Origin of the sequence: Comamonas sp. Tr-654 (genome assembly GCF_011752915.1) — a bacterium.
Classification (GTDB): Bacteria; Pseudomonadota; Gammaproteobacteria; order Burkholderiales; family Burkholderiaceae_C; genus Comamonas.
In genome coordinates this window covers 101,553-121,719 of sequence record NZ_VWWQ01000004.1, presented here as the reverse complement: position 1 = coordinate 121,719, position 20,167 = coordinate 101,553, and the positions used below count along the sequence as shown (strand labels likewise).

Here is a 20,167-nt window from a genome sequence, read left to right as displayed (position 1 = left end):
TTTGATATTTGCAACGCCCTCTCTTGCTCTGAAACACAATAGCGACATGAAAGCCAGCTCAGCCCGCGACATTGTCTTTGCCCATGCTCTGGAAACCGCCGCTGCGCACGAGGCGCTGCCAACGGCCGAGCGCTGCACAGCCATCACGCAGGAGTGCCTGCACGCCCAGGGCAAGACCAGGGGCGGCGGCCGTGCGGCGTTCGAAGGCTTTTTGCAGGAGCGGGCGCAGCGTGTGATCGCTGCGGCGCAGCTGCCTGCCGACATACGCGCGATGGCCCGGCAGCGCGCCGGCATTTCGCGCTGGATGGTGCTTGCCGTAATGGCTGCGGCGTTTGCGCTGGGTTTTGCGGGCCATGCAATCACCGACCCGCATCGTGTGGACCTGCTCTCTGCCTCCCTGATCGGTATCGTGCTGTGGAATCTGCTGGTCTATGCGTTGTTGCTGCTGACCTGGCTGCGCAGTCTGGTGCGGCGCAAGAAGACGGTGATTGCACCGCTGGAGCCTGAACAGGGGCAGGGCGTTGCCGTAGCGTCCGGCGGCTGGCTGCAGAAGCTGCAGGCAAGGAAGTGGAGTGTTTCGCGCGGCACGGGGCTGCGCAAGATGGCGCTGAACTTCGAGCGCAACTGGTGGCAGATCAACCAGCGGCCGCGCCATGCGCAATGGCTTGTGTGCCTGCATCTGGGAGCCGCCATGCTGGCACTGGGAGCGCTGGCATCGCTATGGCTGACCGGCCTGACCAGGGCTTATCAAGTGGGCTGGGAGAGCACTTTTCTCTCGCCCCCCGCCGTGCAGACCTGTCTGAATTTGCTGTTTGCGCCGGTGCAATATCTGCTGGGTCTGGCACCGTGGAGTCTGGCCCAGATCCAGGCGCTGCAGGGCTGGTCGGCCGGTGATGCCGCAGATGCGGGGCCGCGCTGGGTGCAGCTCTACAGCTGGCTGCTGGGCTTGATGGTGGTGGCGCCGCGCCTGCTGCTGGCGCTGTGGCAGGGTGCCAGGGTCTGGTGGTTGAGCCAGCATCTGGCCTTGCCGCTGCAGCAGCCTTATTTCCAGAAGCTGCAGCGTGACTGGGCGGGGCGCGCCACGGCGCTGCTGGTGCAGCCCTACAGCCTGGACATCACGCCCGAGCGCGAAGCCGCCCTGCGCAACCATGTGGCGCAGAGCTACGGCGCTGGGGCGCAGCTTGCGCTGTTGCCGGTGCTGGCCTATGGATCGCCCTTGCCGGACGCTTCGGCCGTTGACGCACAGCAGGTGCTGCTGCTCAATCTGGCTGCCACGCCCGAGGCGGAAATCCATGGCGTGCTGCTGGCGCAGGTATTGAACCGCTGGGGTGCGCAGACCGATGTGTGGCTATGGGCGGCGGACTTTCGTGCGCGCAACAGCGGTGCCCCGGCGCGCGTGCAGGAGCGCGAGCAGCTATGGCGGGAATTTGTGCGCAGCGCGGGATTGAACGCGACCTTGGTGCCCGGCGCAGGAGTGTCATGATGAGCGAGAGCAAGGAACTGGTTCCGATCGACAGCAGCATTCAGTGGTGTCTGCTGTCGCACACCAATATCGGCAAGACCACGCTGACCCGTACGCTGATGGCCGACGACGTCGGCGAGATTGACGATGCCGCCCATGTGACCACGCAGTCACAGCGCTATCTGCTTCAGAAGACGCAGCAGGGTGATGAGCTGTGGCTTTGGGACACACCGGGTTTCGGCGACTCCGTGCGGCTGTATGAGCGCCTGCGGCAGCAAGGCAATCCGCTGGGCTGGTTTCTCAGCAATGTCTGGGATCGGTGGCGCGACAAGCCCTTTTACCTGAGCCAGCGTGCCTTGCTCGCTGCACGCGACCATGCGGATGTGATGCTCTACCTTGTCAACGCGGCGGAAGACCCGGCGGATGCCGGTTACTGGAGCGCCGAGATGAACATACTGGCCTGGTTGAACAAGCCGGTCATCGTGCTGCTCAACCAGATCGGCAGCGACACCACGGCCGCTCAGACGCAGCAGGATCTGCGGCGCTGGCAGCAGGCGACGCAGAGCTTTCACAGCGTGGTGCGCGACGTACTCGTGCTCGACGCCTTCACGCGCAGCTGGTGGCATGAGCGCAGGATGATGCAGAGCATTGCGCCACTGTTGCCTAGCTCCAAACAGCCCGCCTACCAGCGTCTGCTGGAGCAGCGGGCCTGGCAGCAGCAACAGCGCGAGCAGGCGAGCCTGTCCGTCATGGCAGAGCAGTTGCTGACAGCTGCGGGGCTGCATGAAAAACTCGATCCCGAGCAAGGCCGGCTGCTGGCGCGTGCCTGGCAAAGCCTGAGTCAGCTCACCGCCAAGCTCGGCAAATCGGCAGAGGGTGAAGAGCGGCTCGGAGCCCAGGCCAGGGCGGCCGTGCAGCGGCTGCTGCAGACTTTGCGTCAGGCCGATGTGAATGCCACGCAGCGCTTGCTCGAGATTCATGGACTCGACGGTCAGGCGGCCAGTCAGATTCAGGAGCAACTGCGCAGCCAGCTGCAGATCACCACGCCTGTGGATGCGCAGGCGGCCAGCTTGTGGGGGGCGTTGACTGCCGGTGCGGCCACAGGACTGGGGGCTGATCTGATGGCCGGAGGCTTGACGCTGGGTGCCGGTGCCCTGGTGGGCGCGCTGCTCGGGGCCCTCACCTTTGGTGGTGCGGCCTGGGGAGCGAACAAGATGTTCGACCAGGAGCTGCAGAGCTTTCGACTCTCTGGCGACTATCTGAACGCCAGCGTGAGTCAGGTACTGCTCAAGTACCTGTTGATCTCGCATTTTGGCCGCGGTCGCGGGCGTTACACCAGCCCTGCGGCGCCCAACCAATGGAGTGAGCTGGCCCAGGTCGCGGTGCAGGCACAAGCTGCGCAATGGGCGGCAGTCTGGGCGCAGCTGCGTGAAGCAAATGCCGCAGGGGCGGCCACCGATGCGCAAAAAGTCGCCATCATGGAGTTGCTCTCGCAAAGCCTGCAGCAGATCATGGCTGATCTCTATCCGGGGCTGAACGCGGACTCCGGAGTCAGAGACGCGGAAAGCGCACCGTAAACAGGGCACCGCCACGCTCGGAGACGCCCGTGCTGACGGTGCCGCCCTGTGAGGTCACCAGAGCTTTGACGATGGACAGGCCCAGGCCCGAGCCTTCCCGGCGGCGCTTGCCTGGGGCCTGGACAAAGCGCTGGAACGGATGGGCCTGGACCTCGGGGGCAAGGCCGGGACCCGCATCACCCACTTCCAGGATCACCCATGACTGGTTCTGGTGGTCGGAGCTTGCATGCACCCGGATGCTCAGCCAGTGGCCGCTGCTGGCATGGCGCAGCACATTGCTGATCAGGTTGGTGGTGATCTGGCGCAAGCGGTCGGTGTCGGCTTTGATGTCGGTGCTGCCATCGCCGTCCTGCATGGGCAGATCCAGTGACAAGGCCATGTCCAGCTTTTGCAGCTGCGGGTGCAGCTCTTCGACGACATCGCCGACCAGTGTGGCGAGGTCTATGCGTTCCTTGCGCAGGGACAACTGTCCGGCGTCGGCCATGGACAGGGTGTGCAGGTCGCCGACCAGCCGTCCCAGGTGCTCGACCTGGGCCAGCAGCGTCTTCATTTCGGCCTGGCTGGAGTCGATGACGCCGTCGCAGATCGCATGCAGTCTTGCCTGCAGCACCGTCAAGGGAGTGCGCAGCTCGTGGGAGATGGAGGCGGCCGTGGCCAGCCGCTCCGCTTCCAGCGTCTCCAGCGAATCGACCATGCCGTTGAAGGCATCGATCATTTCTGCCATCTCGCCGTGGGCATTGCCCTTGACGGCTCTGGAGGCCAGGTCGCCGCGCTCCACGCGCGCAGCCACTTCCACCATGGAGGCCAGCGGACTGGTGATACGACGGGAAATCCAGAAGCCCACGGCCATGCCGAAAGGCAGGCTGACGGCCAGACCGATGACCAGCGACCATTTCTCGCCGAACAGGCGGTCGCCTTCCCAGTACTCGGAGTAGATCTGCAAGGCTCTGGGGCTGTCCTCCAGATCCTGGGATTTCAGCGCTTCCAGCTCGGTCTTGACGGGGCTTGGCAGGTGGCGATAGAACTCGCGGTACTGCAGCTCGGAAAACGCCAGCACGCCAATCGCCAGCGAGGCAATGGCCAGCAGCACGGCCGCCGTGATCCACAGACCAAAGCGGACCCAGATGCGGTTCAGTCCCAGGGCCATAGACGATAGCCAATACCGCGCACGGTCTCGATCAGTCCGTCCTGTCCGGCCAGTTGCAGCTTGCGGCGCAGCTTGGAGAGATGGGAGTCGATCACCCGCTCCAGCGCGTCGCTTTCCGGCAGGCAGTTCTCAATCAGGTAGGCGCGTGAAAAACAGCGGCGCGGCTGGGCCGCCAGACAGGCCAGCAGCCGAAATTCCGTGAGCGTCAGCGCCAGGGGAACGGCCTGGCCCGCATCGTCGTAGACGGCTGCGCTATGGGCTTCCACGTCGATTTCTATCGGTCCGACTCGGATGGGGGCGGCCACCGGAGCAGGCTTGGCCTGGGTGCGGCGCAGCACGGCACGCACCCGTGCCACCACTTCGGGAGGGTTGAAAGGCTTGACCACATAGTCGTCCGCCCCCAGGCGCAGTGCCAGCAGCTTGTCCACATCGTCGGCCAGGGCCGTCACCATGATGACGGGGACATCGCTGTCGTTGCGAATCATGCGCAGCACATCCACGCCATCGACCTTGGGCAGATGGATGTCGAGCAGCACCAGGTCCGGGCGCAGCTGGCGAAAGCTCTGCAGGGCCTCCTCGCCGTCCTGGGCCATGCGGATGCGCAGGCCGTCGCGTTCCAGATAGGCGCTGAGTACGCCGGCAATGGCGGGTTCGTCTTCGACTACGAGCACCAGGGGCGTGGAAGCGGGTTGAGCAAAAGTAGCCATGGTTTTGTGTGCAGCAAAGTCATGCATCTGCGGGACTCCCTGAATCTTGTTGTTTGCACATTATGTGCTTTGCCGCTGCAATCAACGAATGGCGGCGGTTCTCCATAATTCCTACATAAACCCTGCAATCTGGCGAAAGCTTGCTGCCGTCCAATGGCGAGGATGGAAAGCTGTTTCCGCTTTCTGCAGGTTCCCGGGTGACATCTATAGCTTGAGCCAACTGCGCTGTGATTTTTTCCTCCCACGTCTCGCGTCTTCGCATGGGCAGTCTGTGTCTGTGTGCCTTGTCGTTGCTGGCAGGCTGTGCTGCGCCCGAGGCAGTCAGGCTGGACCGGACCACGCCACCGCAGTGGCAGCAGCAGGAGTCGGCTCAAAAGTCGGACCCTGCGGAACTGGCCCGCTGGTGGCGTGCCTGGAATGATCCCGCGCTGAATGCGCTGGTGGACGAGGCGCTGTCCCAGAACCTTGATGTAGCCCAATCCGTGCTGCGCCTGCGTCAGCAGCGCTTGCTGGCAGGCACGGCTGATGCGGCTTTTCGCCCCACGGTAAATACCGGAGCGCGGACCCTGCAGGATATTGCAGCCGTTGACACCTACTTTCATGCCAGCATCGATGTGAGCTGGGATCTGGGCCTGTTTGGCGATTCCGCCGCGGCACGCCGAGCAGGCGCGGCCGGCGTGCTGGACGCGCAAGCCCAGCTGCATGCGGCACGGGTGGCCCTGGTGGCCGATGTGGTGCATCGCTATCTCGATATCCGGCTGGCCCAGGTACAGCGCGGTCTCGCCGAAAAGCAGTTGCAGCAGGCGCAGCGACAGCTGCAGCTCTTGCAGGTTCGGCATGCGCAGAGGCTGGCCGATGCCCAGTCTCTGGAGCAGCAACAGCTGCAGCTGCGCACCGCAGAGTCCCAGCTATCCACCCTGAACGAAGCCCAGGCGCGCGCTGCCCATGCGCTGGCAGCCCTGCTGGGACGCGAGCGCGCCGAGCCGCAATGGCTGCAGCCCAGTGCCGATGCCGCATTGCCCGCAGTGCAGGCACTTTCCGTGCTGCCGGCAGACCTGCTGCGCAATCGCCCCGATATTCAAAGTGCCGAAGCAGCGGTGGAGCAGGCCGCGGCCGAGGTCGGCGTGTCGCGCGCGGCGCTTTACCCGCGGCTGACCCTGACGGGGTCCCTGCTGTACGCCTACAACCTGACGCGCAATCACCGCACGACCTCGGACTCCATCCCCATGGTCGGTCCGCAGATCGATATTCCGCTCTTTGACTGGGGTCGCCGCCGTGCCGTCGCGGACGGCAAGGAGCTGGCGCTGCAGGCCAGCATCAAGGCTTATCGCCAGGCTGTGCTCAACGGTATGGCCGAGGCGGAATCGGCGCTGGCGGCGGTTGCCGCCCAGCAGCAAAGGCAGCAGCAGCTGCAGTCCGAGAGACAGATCCATGCCGGGCGCGAGAAGGCCCAGGCAGTGCGCCAGCAACTGGGCCTGTCCAGTGAATTCGCGGGTATCGACAACGCGCGCGCCAGCCTGCACAACCAGAGCGAGCTGGCAACCGCCAGGGCAGCCGAGGCGCTGGCCTATGTGGCGCTCTACAAGGCCGTGGGCGCTGCGCCCATCGATGCAGCGGTCTCCGAGGTCCAGCCATGATTGCCCTGGCGCGCAAGACGCTGATCTATGAGTGGAGGCGCTTTGTCCCCTCGGTGTTCGCCGTGGGCTTTTCGGGCGTTCTGCTGGCCATGCAGGCCGCCTTGGTGCTGGGCATCTTTGGCTCTGCAGCGATCTATGTGACGGCTTCTTCAGCCGATCTCTGGGTGGGCTATCCGGGTACGCAAAGCGTGAACTTCGGGCGCAATATCGGCAGCGATGTGGAGATGCGTCTGCGCATGGACCCCGATGTCGCGGCTGTGGAATCCTATGTCTGGGTCGATGGCGACTGGCGCGCTCGCGCCGGTGCCCAGGGCGCGACCGGAGGCGGAGTCTCGGTCTATCTCTCGGGCGTCAGCACTGCGGACAACTCCATGATGTTCACCAAGGTGCTCACCTCCTGGCAGCGACAGCTGCTGCGCGAGCCCGGTGCCGTGATTGTGGACAGGGCGGACCTGGGGACTCTGGGTGCGCAGGAAGGCCGTACGGCCTGGATTAACAACCATGCAGTCAAGATCGTGGCTGCCGTCGACGGCTTGCGCGGGCTGGGCGGCGTCAACGTGATCGCCTCGCTCAGCACGACCCGCGAAATTGCAGAAACCAGTGCCGAGCATGGCAGCACCTATTTCGTGGCGCGTCTCAAGCAAGGAGCCAAGGCAGGCGAGGCCCAGGCGCGATTGAGCCGGTCCAGCAGCAGCTTCGGCCCGTACGAGGTCTGGACGGCGGATGCCTTTGCGCGCCGCTCCCAGCGTTACTGGATGCTCGATACCGGCGCCGGTGCCGGCGTGCTCTTCATGGCCGTCATCGTCTGCCTGGTGGGCGCCATCGTGACCAGCCAGTCGCTCAAGGCGGTGGTGGCAGGATCCGCCCGCGAGTATGCGGTGCTCAATGCCCTGGGCGTGAGCCGGGCAGCTCTGGGCCGCGTGGTGGTAGAGCAGGCCTGCTGGATTGGCGGTTTGGGCTTCGTGCTGGCGGCATTGGCCAGCGCGTTGCTGCTCAGCATTGCATCCGCCTATCGCGTCCCTGTGGCCCTCAACCTGTCCGCGGTACTCGCCTGCGGCTTTCTGGTGGCCGTGCTGTCGCTGCTGTCGGGTCTGGGCGCTATGCGCAGCCTGCTGCGTGCCGACCCGGCAACCCTGTTGCGTTAAGGCCTGAAACATGCAAGCCGAGACCATGGAACGCGTCAAAACACCTGTAGCCAAGGATGCTGTGCCCAGCCTCGAGGCCGTGCGCCTCAACAAATCCTTTGTGTCGGGCATCGTCCAGGTACATGTGCTGCAGGGGCTGTCCGTTAGCCTCTATGCGGGTGAGCTGAGCCTGATCTCTGGCCCGTCGGGCTGCGGCAAAAGCACGCTGCTGTCGCTGATGTCGGGACTGCAAAAGCCCGATGCCGGCCATGCGCTGGCACTGGGCGAGGACCTGGCCAAGCTCGGTACGGCGGCACTGGAGAAATTTCGTCTGCGCCATACGGGCTTCGTCTTCCAGGGCTTCAATCTGTTTCCGGCCCTGACGGCACTGGAGCAGGTGCAGCTGCCACTGGGCTACATGGGCCTCAAAAGCGCCGAGACATTGCGCCGTGCCAAGGAGGCGCTCGATGAAGTGGGGCTCTCGCACCGCAGTCATATGCGTCCGGCCCAGCTGTCGGGTGGCGAGAAGCAGCGTGTGGCCATTGCACGTGCCATGGCCAAGCAGCCCCGTCTGTTGTTCGCCGACGAGCCCACCAGTGCACTGGATGCCGAGAGCGGCCAGCGCGTCATCGACTTGCTGCACCGTGCAGCGCGCACGCACGGCACCACGGTGCTCTGCGTCAGCCATGACCCGCGTCTGGTGCGCCACGCCGATCGTGTGCTGGGCATGGAAGACGGCGCCATTCGCAGCGACTGGCGCCAGAACAGCCCCATCAAGGAATAAACATGAACCCAAGCCCATTTCGTCTCAGCATTGTGTCGGGCGCGCCGCTGCTGGCGGCGGCCGTGCTGATGCTGGGCGGGTGCTCTCCGTCTCAGGACGCGGCCTCCGTGGTCACACCGGCTGCAGCCCAGACCAAGCCTCAAAGCCAGGTGGCGGTTGCGCGGGGCAAGATCGACGTCGAAGGCGGTCTGCTTGACCTTTCGTCGACCGCATCGGGCGTGGTGCAGCAATTGCTGGTCAAGGAAGGTCAGAGCGTGCAGAAAGGCCAACTGGTGCTGCGTCTCGCCGACGATGCGGCGCGTGCCGATCTGGCGGTGGCGGAGTCCGAGCTGCAACTGGCACAGACCAAGCTCAAGACGCGCCAGGATCGCTTGCCCGCGCTCAAGGCCACGCTGACGCGCTGGCAGGCCGCAGCCAAACAGGGAGCGGCGGATCTGCAGAGCGTGGACGAAGCCGTGCAGGCCCTGCGCGACGCACAGTCCGAAGTGGATATTGCGGCTGCGGAAGTCACGGTCGCCAAGCGCAAGGCCGAGCAACTGAGGGCCCTGCTGCAGCGCCACGAGCTGCGTGCGCCCGAGGCCGGTGTGGTGGTGCGCCTGCTGGCCCAGGGCGGCAGCATGCTGCAAAGCGGTAGCCCGGTGGCGGTGCTGCTGCCCAAGCGGCCCCTGATCGTGCGGGCCGAAGTCAACGAAAGCTATGTGACGGCGATTCGCGAAGGCATGAAGGCCCAGGTGGTCGTTGACGCAGACGGCAGCGCTGCTCGCCAGGAGTTTCCCGCTGCGACCGTGCTGCGCATCAGTCCTGTCTACGGTACGGCCCGGCTGCAGGACGACGCGCAGCGCGGCCCGGTAAGAGTTGTGGAATGCGTGCTGGCATTTGACCAGCCGCCCGCCAATGTCAAGGTCGGTCAGAACGTGAGGATCAGTTTCCATGAATAAGCGCATTCAGATTTTCCCGTCGCCTGCAGGTACAGCTTCGACCGGCTGGATGGTGCAAAGCGATTTCGACGGCACCATCAGCCTGCTGGACGTGACCGACACCCTGCTCAACCGCTTTGGCAAGCCGGGCTGGCAGGAGCTGGAAGACGCCTGGGAGCGTGGCGAGATCGGCTCGCGCGAATGCATGAAGGGTCAGGTGTCCTTGCTGGACATGAGCGAGGCAGAGCTGCAGAACCATCTGGACGGTATCGAGATCGACGCGCACTTTGCCGGCTTCGTGGCCGAGGCCAGGTTGCATGGCATCAAGGTACAGGTCGTCAGCGACGGCATCGACTATGCGATTCGCCATGTGCTCGCACGCCACGGCCTCGGGGATCTGGAAGTCATCGCCAATCATCTGGTGCAGACGGGCGAGCGCAGCTGGCGACTGGATTCTCCCTGGGCCAGCAATCGCTGCACACGGGCCAGCGGCAACTGCAAGTGCGAGCGCCTTGCCGAGCAGCAGGCGGAGCATGGGCGGGTGCTCTACATCGGCGACAGCACCTCGGACTTCTGCGTTTCCGGCAAGGCGGATTTCGTGCTGGCCAAGTACAAGCTCATCGACTATTGCGAGAGCCAGGGGATTGCCCATGCGCGCTTCGAGCATTTTGCGCAGGCCACCCAGCTGCTGGAGCAGGTTCTGCTCGGCATGGAGCAGACTGCATGAATGCCGCCGATGGATTGGGGCTGCTGCAGCAGCCGGATTTGCAGCAGCTGTGCGTGACGCCGCATGAGTTCGTCATGCCCGGCGAAGGCCGCAATGCCCGTACGGGCGTGCTGCTGATTCATGGCCTGACCGGCACGCCGGCCGAGATGCGCCTGCTCGCCAAAGGTCTGAACAAGCAGGGCTTCACGGTCTACGGGGTGCAACTGGCAGGACATTGCGGCAGCATGGAAGACCTGGTGGCTGCCCGCTGGACGGACTGGCTGGCAAGTGTGGAGTCGGGTCTGCAGCGCTTTTCGCTGCATGTGGACCATGTGGTGGTCGGCGGTCTGTCCATGGGGGCGCTGCTGTCCCTGGCCGTGGCAGAGCGCCATCCCGACAAGGTGGCCGGCGTCTGTGCGCTGTCCACTACCTTCCGCTATGACGGCTGGAGCATTCCGGCCTATACCAAGCTGGCGTTCCTGCTGCCGCTGTTCCGCCTGCTGGGCATCGGTCGCAACAGCGTCTTCATGGAGGCGCCGCCCTACGGCATCAAGGACGAGGCCTTGCGCGCGCGCGTGGTCGAGCAGATGAACAGCGGCGACAGCTCTGCTGCGGGCCTGCCCGGCAATCCCTGGTGGAGCGTCATCGAGCTGCGCGCGCTGTCCTCGAATGTGCAGACCCGACTGGCGCAGCTGCGCTCGCCCTGTCTGGTCATTCATGCCCGGGAAGACGATATTTCTTCGGTCAGCAATGCCCACGATATCCAGCGCGGCGCGGTCAACGCCCATGTCGACCTGGTGCTGCTGGACAATTGCTATCACATGATCACCATCGACCGCGAGCGCCGTACCGTGATTGCCAAGCTCAACGAATTCATTGCGCGCATTGCCAGCTCGGCGGCGCCTGCCAGGGGTGCGAATGGGTAGTGATCTTTCGCCCCTGGTGGTGACGCTGTGGATACTCAATGTGCTGGTGGACAGTGGCGGACAGCTGGCTTTCAAGGCAGCGGCCAGTGAGCCCGGGCATCGCAATGGCACGGAGCGCTGGCGCTTCATGCTTGCCAGGCCCTGGCTGTGGGTGGGCATTGCCTGCTATGTCGCGGAGTTTCTGGTCTGGCTGGCGTTTCTGTCGCTGGTGCCGCTGTCGGACGGGGTGCTGCTGGGCTCGATCAACATCGTCGCCATCATGATTCTGGGCCGGGTGCTGTTTCGTGAAAAGCTCGCGCCCATGCGCGTAGCCGGCATCGTGCTGGTGTCCATAGGCGTGGCCATCGTTGGATTGCATTGAGGGCCGTCGGCTATGAAGCGTTTTTACATTGTCGGATTTCTGGTTCTCATGGCCTTTGACACGCTGGCGCAGCTCAGCTTCAAGCAGGCCGGTGATTCCGCATTGCCGCTGGAGTTCTCGACCGGCTGGCTGCTGCGCGTGTTCAGCCAGCCCTGGATCTACGGTGCCTTCGTGGGTTACATCGGGGCCTTTTTCACCTGGATGAGCCTGCTCAAGCACGCTCCCATCGGCCCGGCGTTCGCCGCCTCGCATCTGGAGATCATCTCGGTGCTGGCGATTTCGTACTGGCTGTTCAACGAGCCCATTGGCTGGCCGCAGATCATTGGCTGTCTGTTCATCGTGGCCGGCATCATGTGCCTGGCTGTGAGCGAGAAGCCAGAGGCCGAGCAGGCCGCCTGAGATGCGCCAGCCCACCGTGCCGCCAACGGCAGGCCTGCCACTGCAGCTCGGCGATCTCTGGCCCTCGGGGGCGGGCAGCCTGGCAGCGCAACTGGCCGCGTGGCTGGGCGTGGAGGCGGTGCAGCTCGAATGCTCGGGCACCTCGGCCCTGATGGTGGCTCTGCGCAGTCTGCAGGCCCTCAGTCCGGGGCGCAGCGAGGTCGTCGCACCGGCCTATACCTGTCCGCTGGTGGCGCTGGCGATCGCGCAGTGCGGGCTGCAGCTGCGCCTTTGCGATCTGCGCGCCGATGCGCTGGACATGGACCCGGTCTGCCTGCAGCAGCTGTGCAGCGACCACACGCTGGCAGTGCTGCCAACCCACCTGTGCGGGCGTGTGGCCGATGTGGATGCTGCCCTGCAATGTGCGCGTGCCGTGGGCGCCTATGTGATCGAGGATGCGGCACAGGCGCTTGGAGCGCGCAGCGACGCAGCTTCGGTGGGCCTCAAGGGCGACATCGGTTTCTTCAGCCTGGCCGTGGGCAAGGGGCTGAGCACCTTTGAAGGCGGCGTGCTTGTGGCGCGCGAGCCCTCCATGCGTGCTGCGCTGCACGCCGCCGGCGCCGCCACGCGCTTCAACCCGTGGTGGGAGCTGCGCCGCAGCATCGAGCTGCTGGGCTATGCCATGCTCTACCGGCCCTCGGGGCTGCGTATGGCCTATGGCAAGCCGCTGGAGAAATCACTGTCCCGCGGTGACTGGGTGGAGGCCGCAGGCGATGACTTCGACGATCTCATTGCCCAGCACCGTCTGGGGCGCTGGCGCCAGAGCGTGGGTGCCAAGGCATTGCGGCGGCTGGCGGCATTTCAACAGCAGACCTCCGCGCAGGCCGGCCTGCGCATCGCGCAGCTGCAGGCCTGCGGGCTGGAGGTCGTGCAGGATGCCGTGCCCGGGGCGCAGGGCGTGTGGCCGGTGATCCTGCTGCGCATGCCCAGCCAGCAGGCAAGGGATGCCGTGCTGCGCGCGCACTGGGATGGTGGTTGGGGTCTGTCCCTGCCTTTTGTCCATGTGCTGCCCGACTATGGCCGCTACGACCATGTGCTGGGTGCTGCGCGGGGCGACACCGTCGGCCAGGCACGTGACTGGGCGCAGCGCCTGCTGGCCATCAGCAACAGCCCGTGGCTGGATGAGGCACGGTTTGCCCAACTGGCGGGCCACCTCCGGTCCGTGGTTCAGCGTGCCTGACTCTCATAAAACAATAGCTGCTTGCGCTTGATATAAAAAGATTTCAGGCCGTATTGATGCTGAAATCAATGGCAGTCAAGCGGTAGATGCTTTGATTTTCGCAGCGCCCGCCATGGCTGGTGCGCTCAGGCCCAGGGCCGCTTCCCGGCTTTTGAGTGCCCCTTCGCGCTGGTGCACATAGTCGCGCGTCAGCGGCACGGCATCCTGCCTGCGCGCCAGCTGAACCTGGAAGATGGCGATGTCCTGGTAGCGGAACGCGGTTTCCGACATGGACAGATAGAACTCCCACATGCGGCAGAAGCGCTCGTCATACAGGGCTGCGGCTTCGGCGCGGCGGGCCATGAAGCGCTCGCGCCACAGGCGCAGGGTCTGGGCATAGTGCAGGCGCAGCACCTCGATATCGCAGATCACCAGCCCCGCCCGCTCGATGGCCGGCGTGAACTCCGACATCGACGGAATATGGCCGCCGGGAAAGATGTAGCGCTCTATCCAGGGATTGTTGAAGTCGGGCACATCGCTGTTGCCGATGAAGTGCAGCAGCATCACGCCGTCCTCGCTGAGCAGCTCATGGCATTGGCGGAAGAAGGCGTCGTGGAATCTCGTGCCCACATGCTCGAACATGCCGACAGAGACGATGCGTTCGAAGGGACCCTGGGTATCGCGGTAGTCTTCCAGCCGGTACTCCAGCCGCTCGCCATGGATGGACTGCGAGGCCCTGGACCGCGCGCCGGCCAGCTGCTCCGTGGACAACGTGATGCCGGTGACATGGTCGGCGCCGGCCACCTCGGCCAGATAGCGCGAGAGGCCGCCCCAGCCGCAGCCGATGTCGAGCACGCGCTGGCCCGGCTCGATCAGCAGCTTGGCGGCGATATGGCGCTTCTTGGCCAGCTGTGCCGTTTCCAGGTCTTCATTGCCCTGCTCGAAATAGGCGCAGGAGTATTGGCGCTCGCTGTCGAGAAACAGCTGATAGAGCCGGTCGTCCAGATCGTAGTGATGCGCCACGTTGGTACGCGATTTGCCGCGCAGATTGTTCTGCAGCAAGGGCCGCAGCTTCATGCGCCAGGCATCGAGCATGCGCACCGTGGCGCTGACGGGCACCTGTCTGGCGCCGCGCAGCACCAGCTCCAGCACGTCGTAGACCGAGCCTTGCTCGACCAGCAGGCGCTGCTGCATGAACAGCTCGCCAAAGTTGAGGTCGGGGTCGCGCAGCAGCGCAAGGACGGCGCGTCTGTCTGCAAAGCGCATGCGCGCCTGAGGCTGGCCGCCGTCGCCGAAGATCAGCGCCTTTCCTGAAGGAGTGATGACTTCGAGCCGTCCCGTGGTGACCAGAGGTGCAAATGCCTGTTGCAGCAATTTTTCGGTCAACCGATCCAGCATGTCAGCTCCTTGAAGCGAAGTGTTGAAAAGTGGTCGGTGAAATCGCCCTAACTCGTGCTGCTGAGCGCTATGCGCTGTATCAGCCGCTGGTTCAATGCATGTTGCCCGGCCTGCCAGCCGGCCAGCGTAGCGGCGTCAATCTGTGTGTCCTGGCCGTCGCCCGCGCTCATCAGTCGCTTCCACCAGGTGCCATAGTGCCATGACGACACGTCGCCCGTGATGTCACTGCCCGCGATCTGTCCGCGCAGCGCATCGATCAGCTGCACGGCCTGCTCTTCCAGCATCCGGCCCTGGTCCCAGTTGGTGCGCACGACTTCGGCGGCGAACACATCCTTGTCTATGCTCAGATACGTGTCCTGCGGCCAGTCATGCAAATGGCTGGACAGCGCCTGTACCAGCTCGGAGATATCGGCAAAGCTGCGAAACGCCTTGCCCGCGCCTACACGCCTGGCCCAGCCGGTGTCCACGCCGCAGCTCCAGTAGGTGAGCTTGCCGGCGCGCAGCGGCCGCAGATAGTTCTCCCAGGCGTGGGCCGAGCCTATGTCCTGCGAGGTAATACCTGCCACATGGACCTGCGACACGGCGGGGTGCATGGCTACGCGCCGCACCCAGGAGCCACAGTGCACGCCCCAGGGGAAGCGCATATTGTCCGGGTGGTTGTCCAGCACCACCACGCGCAGCGGATGCTTGGCACTGAAGCCCTTCTGGGCGATGCAGCGCTCGATCAGAGGCCAGCTCAGATGGTGAAAGTCGCCGCTGCCCATGAGCACGGTGCCGTGCTGCGCGGGCAACTGCTCCTGCATGGCCTGCCCGAAGCGCCTGAAGCTGCGCAGACCGCAGCCAAAGCGCACCAGCTCTTGCCAGTCAGCCAGCGGCAGGCGCTTTTCTTGTGCCAGCGGGCCTACCGATCCATCGACATCCAGCACCACAGGTGTTTGTTGCATCATGGCTTGTCGCCCCACTGGCTATCGCTTTCAAACAGACCGGAGAAGCGTCGCCCCAACGCGCGCAGCACTGGGTTGCGGATGAAGACCAGATGCTGCGTCATGGTGAAGCTGGCGCCGAGCTGGGCCTTGACCTCGGGGTCGGTCCAGCCTGCCACATAGTGGGAAAGACCCCGCTCCAGTGCGTACTCGAGATTGACCATCCAGCTCACGAAATAGAGATTCGCCTCACGCGCTGCCGGGTAGGACAGGCCTATGTATTTGTCGATCAACCTGCCGTCATGCTCGAAGCACAGATTCCAGCCCAGCAGAACATCACTTTGCGCATCGCGATACTCGAACACGATGCCGCCGTTGTCTGCATCGCGCAGCAGGCCGGCCAGGAAGGCGCGCGAGAGCTTGTCGAAATGGATTTCACTTTGCGCATACACCGCTTCGAACAGGGTGTAGTAGGCGTCGATGCGGCTCTCACCGGCAAAGGCAGCGCCGGTCGGCAGGCGACGAATGTCAAGCCCGGCGCGGCTCTTTAGCTTGCGCCTGAGGCTGCTGCGGCGGTTCTTGGACAGGCCGGCCAGATACGCATCCGTGCTGGCAAAGTCAAGAGGTACATAGGCCAGCGCCTGGCCTTCCAGCGCCACAAAGCCCTGCTCCGCCAGCGCCTTGGACAAGGCCCTGGCAAAGTCATTGTCGCTGGCGCTCAGCAGGGGCGATGCCTGCGGCAGATCCTTGACGATGGTGAGCATGGTCTGGCCCGCAGCGGTGCGCAGTTGCCGCGCCAGCGTGGCGGCCTCCACGTCCGGGGGCAGGGGTGCATACTCGCTGACCGTGCTGCCGATGAAGTCCGTCTTCAGCCTGAGCCTGGTGCTCAGCCAGCGCCCGCCCGGCAACGACAAAAGACGCGCCTTGAGCGCGTCATCTGCGGTGGTCAGCAAATCGAAGGGGGCCGTGAATGCTGGAGCCGGCCATTCCTTCAGCAAGGCAAAGCCTTCTGGAGGGTGGTTGGTGAACTGCTGCAGCAAGCCACTGGGTTCGAGCTGGTTGCGGAAATTTTCCGTCGCCATTTCGCCTTTTTGTAGTCGGTTTTGATGGCGCCTGAGTGTGTCTGCAGCGCAGAAAACTGGCACAACCCAAGCAAGAGACAGCGAGCAAGACCTGGGCGGCCCCCGCCGCCGCACAGCGATGCTGTCGTCCCCCTCCCGAAGAGAGAGGGGGAAGCGGCGGGGCCGCCTAGGCAAAGCCGCTCAGGGGGTTACGCCTTTTTAGCCTTGGTCAGCAACTGGTCCAGCAGCACCATGGCTTCGTCGATCTCGCTGCGCGAAATCATCAGCGAAGGCGCGAAGGTGATCACGTTCTTGTAGTAGCCGCCCACGTCCAGCACCAGGCCGCGCTTCTGGCCCTGGTATTCCAGACCGCCTTCGAGGCCGATGTCCACCATCTTGTCCAGCAGCGCCTTGTTGGGCGTGAAGCCGTCTTCGGTGCAGATTTCGGCACGCAGCGCCAGGCCCAGGCCGTCCACATCGCCGATTTCCTTGTGGCGCTTCTGCAGCTCCTTGAGGCCTTCGAGGAAGTAGGCACCCGACTCGCGCACCTGACGACCAAAGTCCATCTCGTGGGTCATCTTCATGACTTCCAGGCCCAGGGCCGTGCCCAGCGGGTTGGAGGCAAAGGTGGAATGGGTGGAGCCGGGCGGGAACACCGTGGGGTTGATCAGCTCTTCGCGAGCCCACAGGCCGGACAGTGCATTCAGACCATTGGTCAGGGCCTTGGCAAACACCAGCACATCGGGCTGGATGCCGAAGTTTTCCACCGACCACAGCTTGCCGGTACGCCAGAAGCCCATCTGGATTTCATCGACCACCAGCAGCACGCCGTGGTCGTCCAGTACCTTCTTCAGGCCGGTAAAGAAGTTGGCAGGCGGGATCACGTAGCCACCGGTGCCCTGAATGGGCTCGATGTAGAAGGCTGCGTATTCGCACTGGTTGGTCTTGGGGTCCCAGACCGCGTGGTATTCGTTTTCGAACTTGCGACGGAAGTCGGCCACGATGGATTCCGCGTACTCCTCTGCCGTCATGCCCTTGGGGCGGCGGAAGGGGTAGGGGAAGGGGATGAACTGCGCGCGGTCGCTGAAGTGGCCGAAGCGGCGGCGATAGCGGTAGCTGGAGGTGATGGACGATGCGCCCAGCGTACGGCCGTGATAGCCGCCTTCGAACGCGAACATCAGGCTCTTGCCGCCGCTGGCGTTACGCACGACCTTCAGCGAGTCCTCGATGGCTTGCGCGCCGCCCACGTTGAAGTGCACGCGGCCGTCGTGGCCCCATTTGCTCCTGGCGTCTTCGGCAATGAACTTGGCCAGTTCGATCTTGGTGGGGTGCAGATACTGGCTGGCCACCTGGGGCAGCTCCTGCAGCTGCTCGATCATCTTGGCTTCAAGACGCTTGTTCTTGTAGCCGAAGTTGACGGCCGAATACCACATCTGCAGATCGAGGTAGGACGTGCCGGCATCGTCGTACATGTAGCTGCCTTCGCAGCCCGTGAAGATCTTCGGAGGATTGACGTAGTGGACGGTGTCGCCAAACGAGCAGTATTTGGCTTCGTCAGCCAGCAATTGGGCAGTATTGATCACAGCAGAAAGCGCTCCGCAAAAATGGATTCGGTCAACGGTATGCGGCAGCAGTGTGCGTTTGCAATATTTCCGGGCTGTCGAGCATTTGTGTGGGAATTGTGGAGAGGTCCTTATTGGCCGGCTTCCTGCGGCATCAAGGACGTTGAAACCGGCCTGGCAGTCCTCCCGCTGCGGTTTCTGCTGGCCCAAGGTTCGGGGCCGAGCTGCCACGGGCTGGCCAGGCGGCGCCGGGGGCGCTGCTGCGGGCCGATCAGCCCAGGGCTACCACGCGCAGCACCTCGGCTCCATAGGCATCGAGCTTCTTGGTGCCCATGCCGCTGACGCCCTGGAGCTCCTGCAGGCTCTGGGGATTGAGTTCGGCAATCGATGCCAGCGTGGCATCGTGGAAGATCACATAGGCCGGCAGATTGTGAGACTTGGCCACTTCGGCGCGCCAGGCCTTGAGGTTGATGAAGCGAACCTGTGCATCGGGGCCCAGATTGACCGCAGCTGCATTGGCAGCGGACTTCTTGCTCTGCTTCTTGCTGCGTGAAGCGGCCACGGCTTCGCGCAGCTGCACCTGTATCTCGCCCTTGAGCACGGCACGCGAGCCTGCGGCCAGACACAAGGTGTCGAACACATGGCCGCTGTTTTCGCTCACTACCTTGTGCAGGCCCAGGGCCCCCGTGGCCAGCAACTGGCGCATCACGGCGCGCAGCTGCGGCTCCGAATACTCCTTGCCGATGCCGAAGGTGGACACCTTGTCATGCTCGTACTGCGTGACCTTGTCCGTCTCCTTGCCGCGCAGCACGTCCATGATGTGGCCTGCACCGTAGGTCAGGCCACTGGCCTCGTGCACGCGAAAGATGGTGGAAAGCAGCTTGCGCGCCGCATCCGTGCCGTCCCAGAGCGCCGGTGGTTCAAGGCAGTTGTCGCAGTTGCCGCAATGGGTGCGGGCAACGGCCTGCAGTGGCTTGCCATCCAGGCTCGGCTCCTGTCCATACTGTTCGCCAAAATAGGCCAGCAGGCGCACACGGCGGCAGTCCGTGGCCTCGGCCAGACCGAGCAGGGCATCGAGCTTGCCGCGCATCACCTGCTTGAACTGCTCCTCGGCCGGGCTTTCGTCGATCATGCGGCGTTGGTTGACCACGTCGCTGAGACCGTAGGCCATCCAGGCATCGGCGGGCAGGCCGTCGCGGCCAGCACGGCCGGTTTCCTGGTAGTAGCCCTCGATGTTCTTGGGCATGTCCACATGGGCCACAAAGCGCACATCGGGCTTGTTGATGCCCATGCCGAAGGCAATCGTCGCCACCATGACCACGCCGTCCTCGCGCAAGAAGCGGTCCTGGTGGTTCTGGCGCATGTCCTGGGGCAGGCCCGCGTGATAGGGCAGGGCATTGATGCCGTTCTGCACCAGGGTCTGGGCCAGCTCCTCGACACGCTTGCGCGACTGGCAATAGACCACGCCGGCTTCGCCCTCGTGCTCGCGTTCGATAAAGCGCAGCAGCTGGTTGCTGACGTCCTTTTTCTCGGCGATCTTGTAGCGGATGTTCGGGCGGTCGAAACTGCTGATGAAATGCTGGGCTGCTTCCAGCTGTAGGCGCTCGATGATGTCGGCGCGCGTCAGCGCATCGGCAGTGGCCGTCAGCGCGATGCGCGGCACATCGGCATAGCGCTGGTGCAGCACGCTCAGCGCGCGGTACTCGGGGCGGAAGTCGTGCCCCCACTGGCTCACGCAATGCGCTTCGTCGATGGCGAACAGCGACAGCTTGCCCTGGGCGTGCAGGTCGTCGAGCAGACCCAGAAAACGTGGCGTGTTCAGCCGCTCGGGCGCGGCGTAGAGCAGGGTGATGTCACCGCTTTGCAGGCGCAGCTCCACCTCCTGCGTCTCGTCGTAGCTCAGGGTGGAGTTCAGATAGGCGGCGCTGATGCCGGCCTCATGCAGTGCGCCGACCTGGTCGTGCATGAGCGCGATCAGCGGTGAGACCACGATCGTCACGCCATGGCCGAGCTGCTGGCGCGCAATGGCCGGAACCTGGTAGCACAGCGATTTGCCGCCGCCCGTGGGCATGAGCACCAGTGCATCGCCGCCGTTGATGACATGCGAGACGATGGCCTGCTGGGGGCCACGGAATTGCTCGTAGCCAAAAACGGCTTGCAGAATGGATTGCGCGGAAGACACCGGGTACTCTTGAATCGATAGCTATTAGCGCTTGCTGTATATGGGATTGAGGTGAATTTGACCTCAGATGCAAGCATCAGGACTGGCCCTATTGTG

At 64.2% G+C, this 20,167-nt stretch carries 18 protein-coding genes; 11 read left to right on the top strand and 7 right to left on the bottom strand.

What is annotated here, in order from left to right; genetic code table 11:
• Window positions 1-46: 46 nt before the first annotated feature.
• A complete protein-coding gene (locus F3J24_RS13860) occupies window positions 47-1,483 on the top strand; it encodes a DUF2868 domain-containing protein (protein WP_167007305.1) in 1,437 nt (478 codons plus the stop codon).
• The gene (locus F3J24_RS13855; RefSeq protein ID WP_167007302.1) at window positions 1,483-3,039 is read left to right on the top strand and encodes a DUF3482 domain-containing protein; all 1,557 of its coding nucleotides are present in this window, start codon (window positions 1,483-1,485) and stop codon (window positions 3,037-3,039) included. Before F3J24_RS13860 ends, F3J24_RS13855 begins: the two co-directional genes overlap by 1 nt.
• On the opposite strand, the gene F3J24_RS13850 is transcribed toward F3J24_RS13855, so the two are convergent.
• Both F3J24_RS13850 and F3J24_RS13845 read right to left on the bottom strand, forming a co-directional pair.
• Entirely contained in the window at window positions 3,014-4,186 is a 1,173-nt protein-coding gene (locus tag F3J24_RS13850; protein ID WP_167007299.1) for a cell wall metabolism sensor histidine kinase WalK, read from the bottom strand. The two genes, F3J24_RS13855 and F3J24_RS13850, sit on opposite strands and share 26 nt — an antisense overlap.
• On the bottom strand, window positions 4,171-4,920 hold the full coding sequence (locus tag F3J24_RS13845) for a response regulator (RefSeq protein WP_003059738.1): 750 nt from the start codon (window positions 4,918-4,920) through the stop codon (window positions 4,171-4,173). Before F3J24_RS13845 ends, F3J24_RS13850 begins: the two co-directional genes overlap by 16 nt.
• Before the next feature lie 233 nt (window positions 4,921-5,153).
• Between F3J24_RS13845 and F3J24_RS13840 the strand changes: the two genes are divergently transcribed.
• The 9 genes from F3J24_RS13840 to F3J24_RS13800 are packed head-to-tail and all read left to right on the top strand — an operon-like array spanning window position 5,154 to window position 12,966.
• Window positions 5,154-6,530 carry an efflux transporter outer membrane subunit gene (locus F3J24_RS13840; RefSeq protein WP_167008221.1) on the top strand — a complete coding sequence of 459 codons (1,377 nt, stop codon included), beginning with the start codon at window positions 5,154-5,156 and terminating at the stop codon, window positions 6,528-6,530.
• Window positions 6,527-7,675, top strand: coding sequence for an ABC transporter permease (locus F3J24_RS13835; protein WP_167007296.1), 1,149 nt, complete (start codon window positions 6,527-6,529; stop codon window positions 7,673-7,675). The genes F3J24_RS13840 and F3J24_RS13835 overlap by 4 nt, the downstream gene beginning before the upstream one ends.
• A gap of 10 nt (window positions 7,676-7,685) precedes the next feature.
• Window positions 7,686-8,438, top strand: a complete 753-nt coding sequence (locus F3J24_RS13830; protein WP_167007293.1) for an ABC transporter ATP-binding protein — start codon at window positions 7,686-7,688, stop codon at window positions 8,436-8,438.
• Window positions 8,439-8,440: 2 nt separating this feature from the next.
• On the top strand, window positions 8,441-9,376 hold the full coding sequence (locus F3J24_RS13825; protein WP_167007276.1) for an HlyD family secretion protein: 936 nt from the start codon (window positions 8,441-8,443) through the stop codon (window positions 9,374-9,376).
• Window positions 9,369-10,082 carry an MtnX-like HAD-IB family phosphatase gene (locus F3J24_RS13820; RefSeq protein ID WP_167007273.1) on the top strand — a complete coding sequence of 238 codons (714 nt, stop codon included), beginning with the start codon at window positions 9,369-9,371 and terminating at the stop codon, window positions 10,080-10,082. The genes F3J24_RS13825 and F3J24_RS13820 overlap by 8 nt, the downstream gene beginning before the upstream one ends.
• Window positions 10,079-10,987: a carboxylesterase gene (locus F3J24_RS13815; protein WP_167007270.1), complete on the top strand. Its 909-nt coding sequence runs from the start codon at window positions 10,079-10,081 to the stop codon at window positions 10,985-10,987. The genes F3J24_RS13820 and F3J24_RS13815 overlap by 4 nt, the downstream gene beginning before the upstream one ends.
• Window positions 10,980-11,348: an EamA family transporter gene (locus F3J24_RS13810; RefSeq protein ID WP_003071857.1), complete on the top strand. Its 369-nt coding sequence runs from the start codon at window positions 10,980-10,982 to the stop codon at window positions 11,346-11,348. Before F3J24_RS13815 ends, F3J24_RS13810 begins: the two co-directional genes overlap by 8 nt.
• A gap of 12 nt (window positions 11,349-11,360) precedes the next feature.
• A complete protein-coding gene (locus F3J24_RS13805) occupies window positions 11,361-11,747 on the top strand; it encodes a multidrug efflux SMR transporter (protein ID WP_003069549.1) in 387 nt (128 codons plus the stop codon).
• Between the two features lies 1 nt (window position 11,748).
• Window positions 11,749-12,966: a DegT/DnrJ/EryC1/StrS family aminotransferase gene (locus F3J24_RS13800; protein ID WP_167007267.1), complete on the top strand. Its 1,218-nt coding sequence runs from the start codon at window positions 11,749-11,751 to the stop codon at window positions 12,964-12,966.
• A 75-nt stretch (window positions 12,967-13,041) separates the two neighbouring features.
• Here F3J24_RS13800 and F3J24_RS13795 read toward each other — a convergent pair whose 3' ends face one another.
• From F3J24_RS13795 to recQ, 5 genes are all read right to left on the bottom strand, one after another.
• Window positions 13,042-14,343, bottom strand: a complete 1,302-nt coding sequence (locus F3J24_RS13795) for a cyclopropane-fatty-acyl-phospholipid synthase family protein (RefSeq protein ID WP_167007264.1) — start codon at window positions 14,341-14,343, stop codon at window positions 13,042-13,044.
• Window positions 14,344-14,390: 47 nt separating this feature from the next.
• Complete coding sequence (locus F3J24_RS13790; protein WP_205244784.1) at window positions 14,391-15,290, bottom strand: hypothetical protein; 900 nt, start codon at window positions 15,288-15,290, stop codon at window positions 14,391-14,393.
• Window positions 15,287-16,348, bottom strand: coding sequence for a peptidogalycan biosysnthesis protein (locus tag F3J24_RS13785; protein ID WP_167007261.1), 1,062 nt, complete (start codon window positions 16,346-16,348; stop codon window positions 15,287-15,289). The genes F3J24_RS13790 and F3J24_RS13785 overlap by 4 nt, the downstream gene beginning before the upstream one ends.
• A gap of 188 nt (window positions 16,349-16,536) precedes the next feature.
• Complete coding sequence (locus F3J24_RS13780; RefSeq protein WP_167007258.1) at window positions 16,537-17,910, bottom strand: aminotransferase class III-fold pyridoxal phosphate-dependent enzyme; 1,374 nt, start codon at window positions 17,908-17,910, stop codon at window positions 16,537-16,539.
• A 250-nt stretch (window positions 17,911-18,160) separates the two neighbouring features.
• Window positions 18,161-20,071, bottom strand: coding sequence for a DNA helicase RecQ (gene recQ, locus F3J24_RS13775; RefSeq protein ID WP_167007256.1), 1,911 nt, complete (start codon window positions 20,069-20,071; stop codon window positions 18,161-18,163).
• Between the last annotated feature and the right edge of the window lie 96 nt (window positions 20,072-20,167).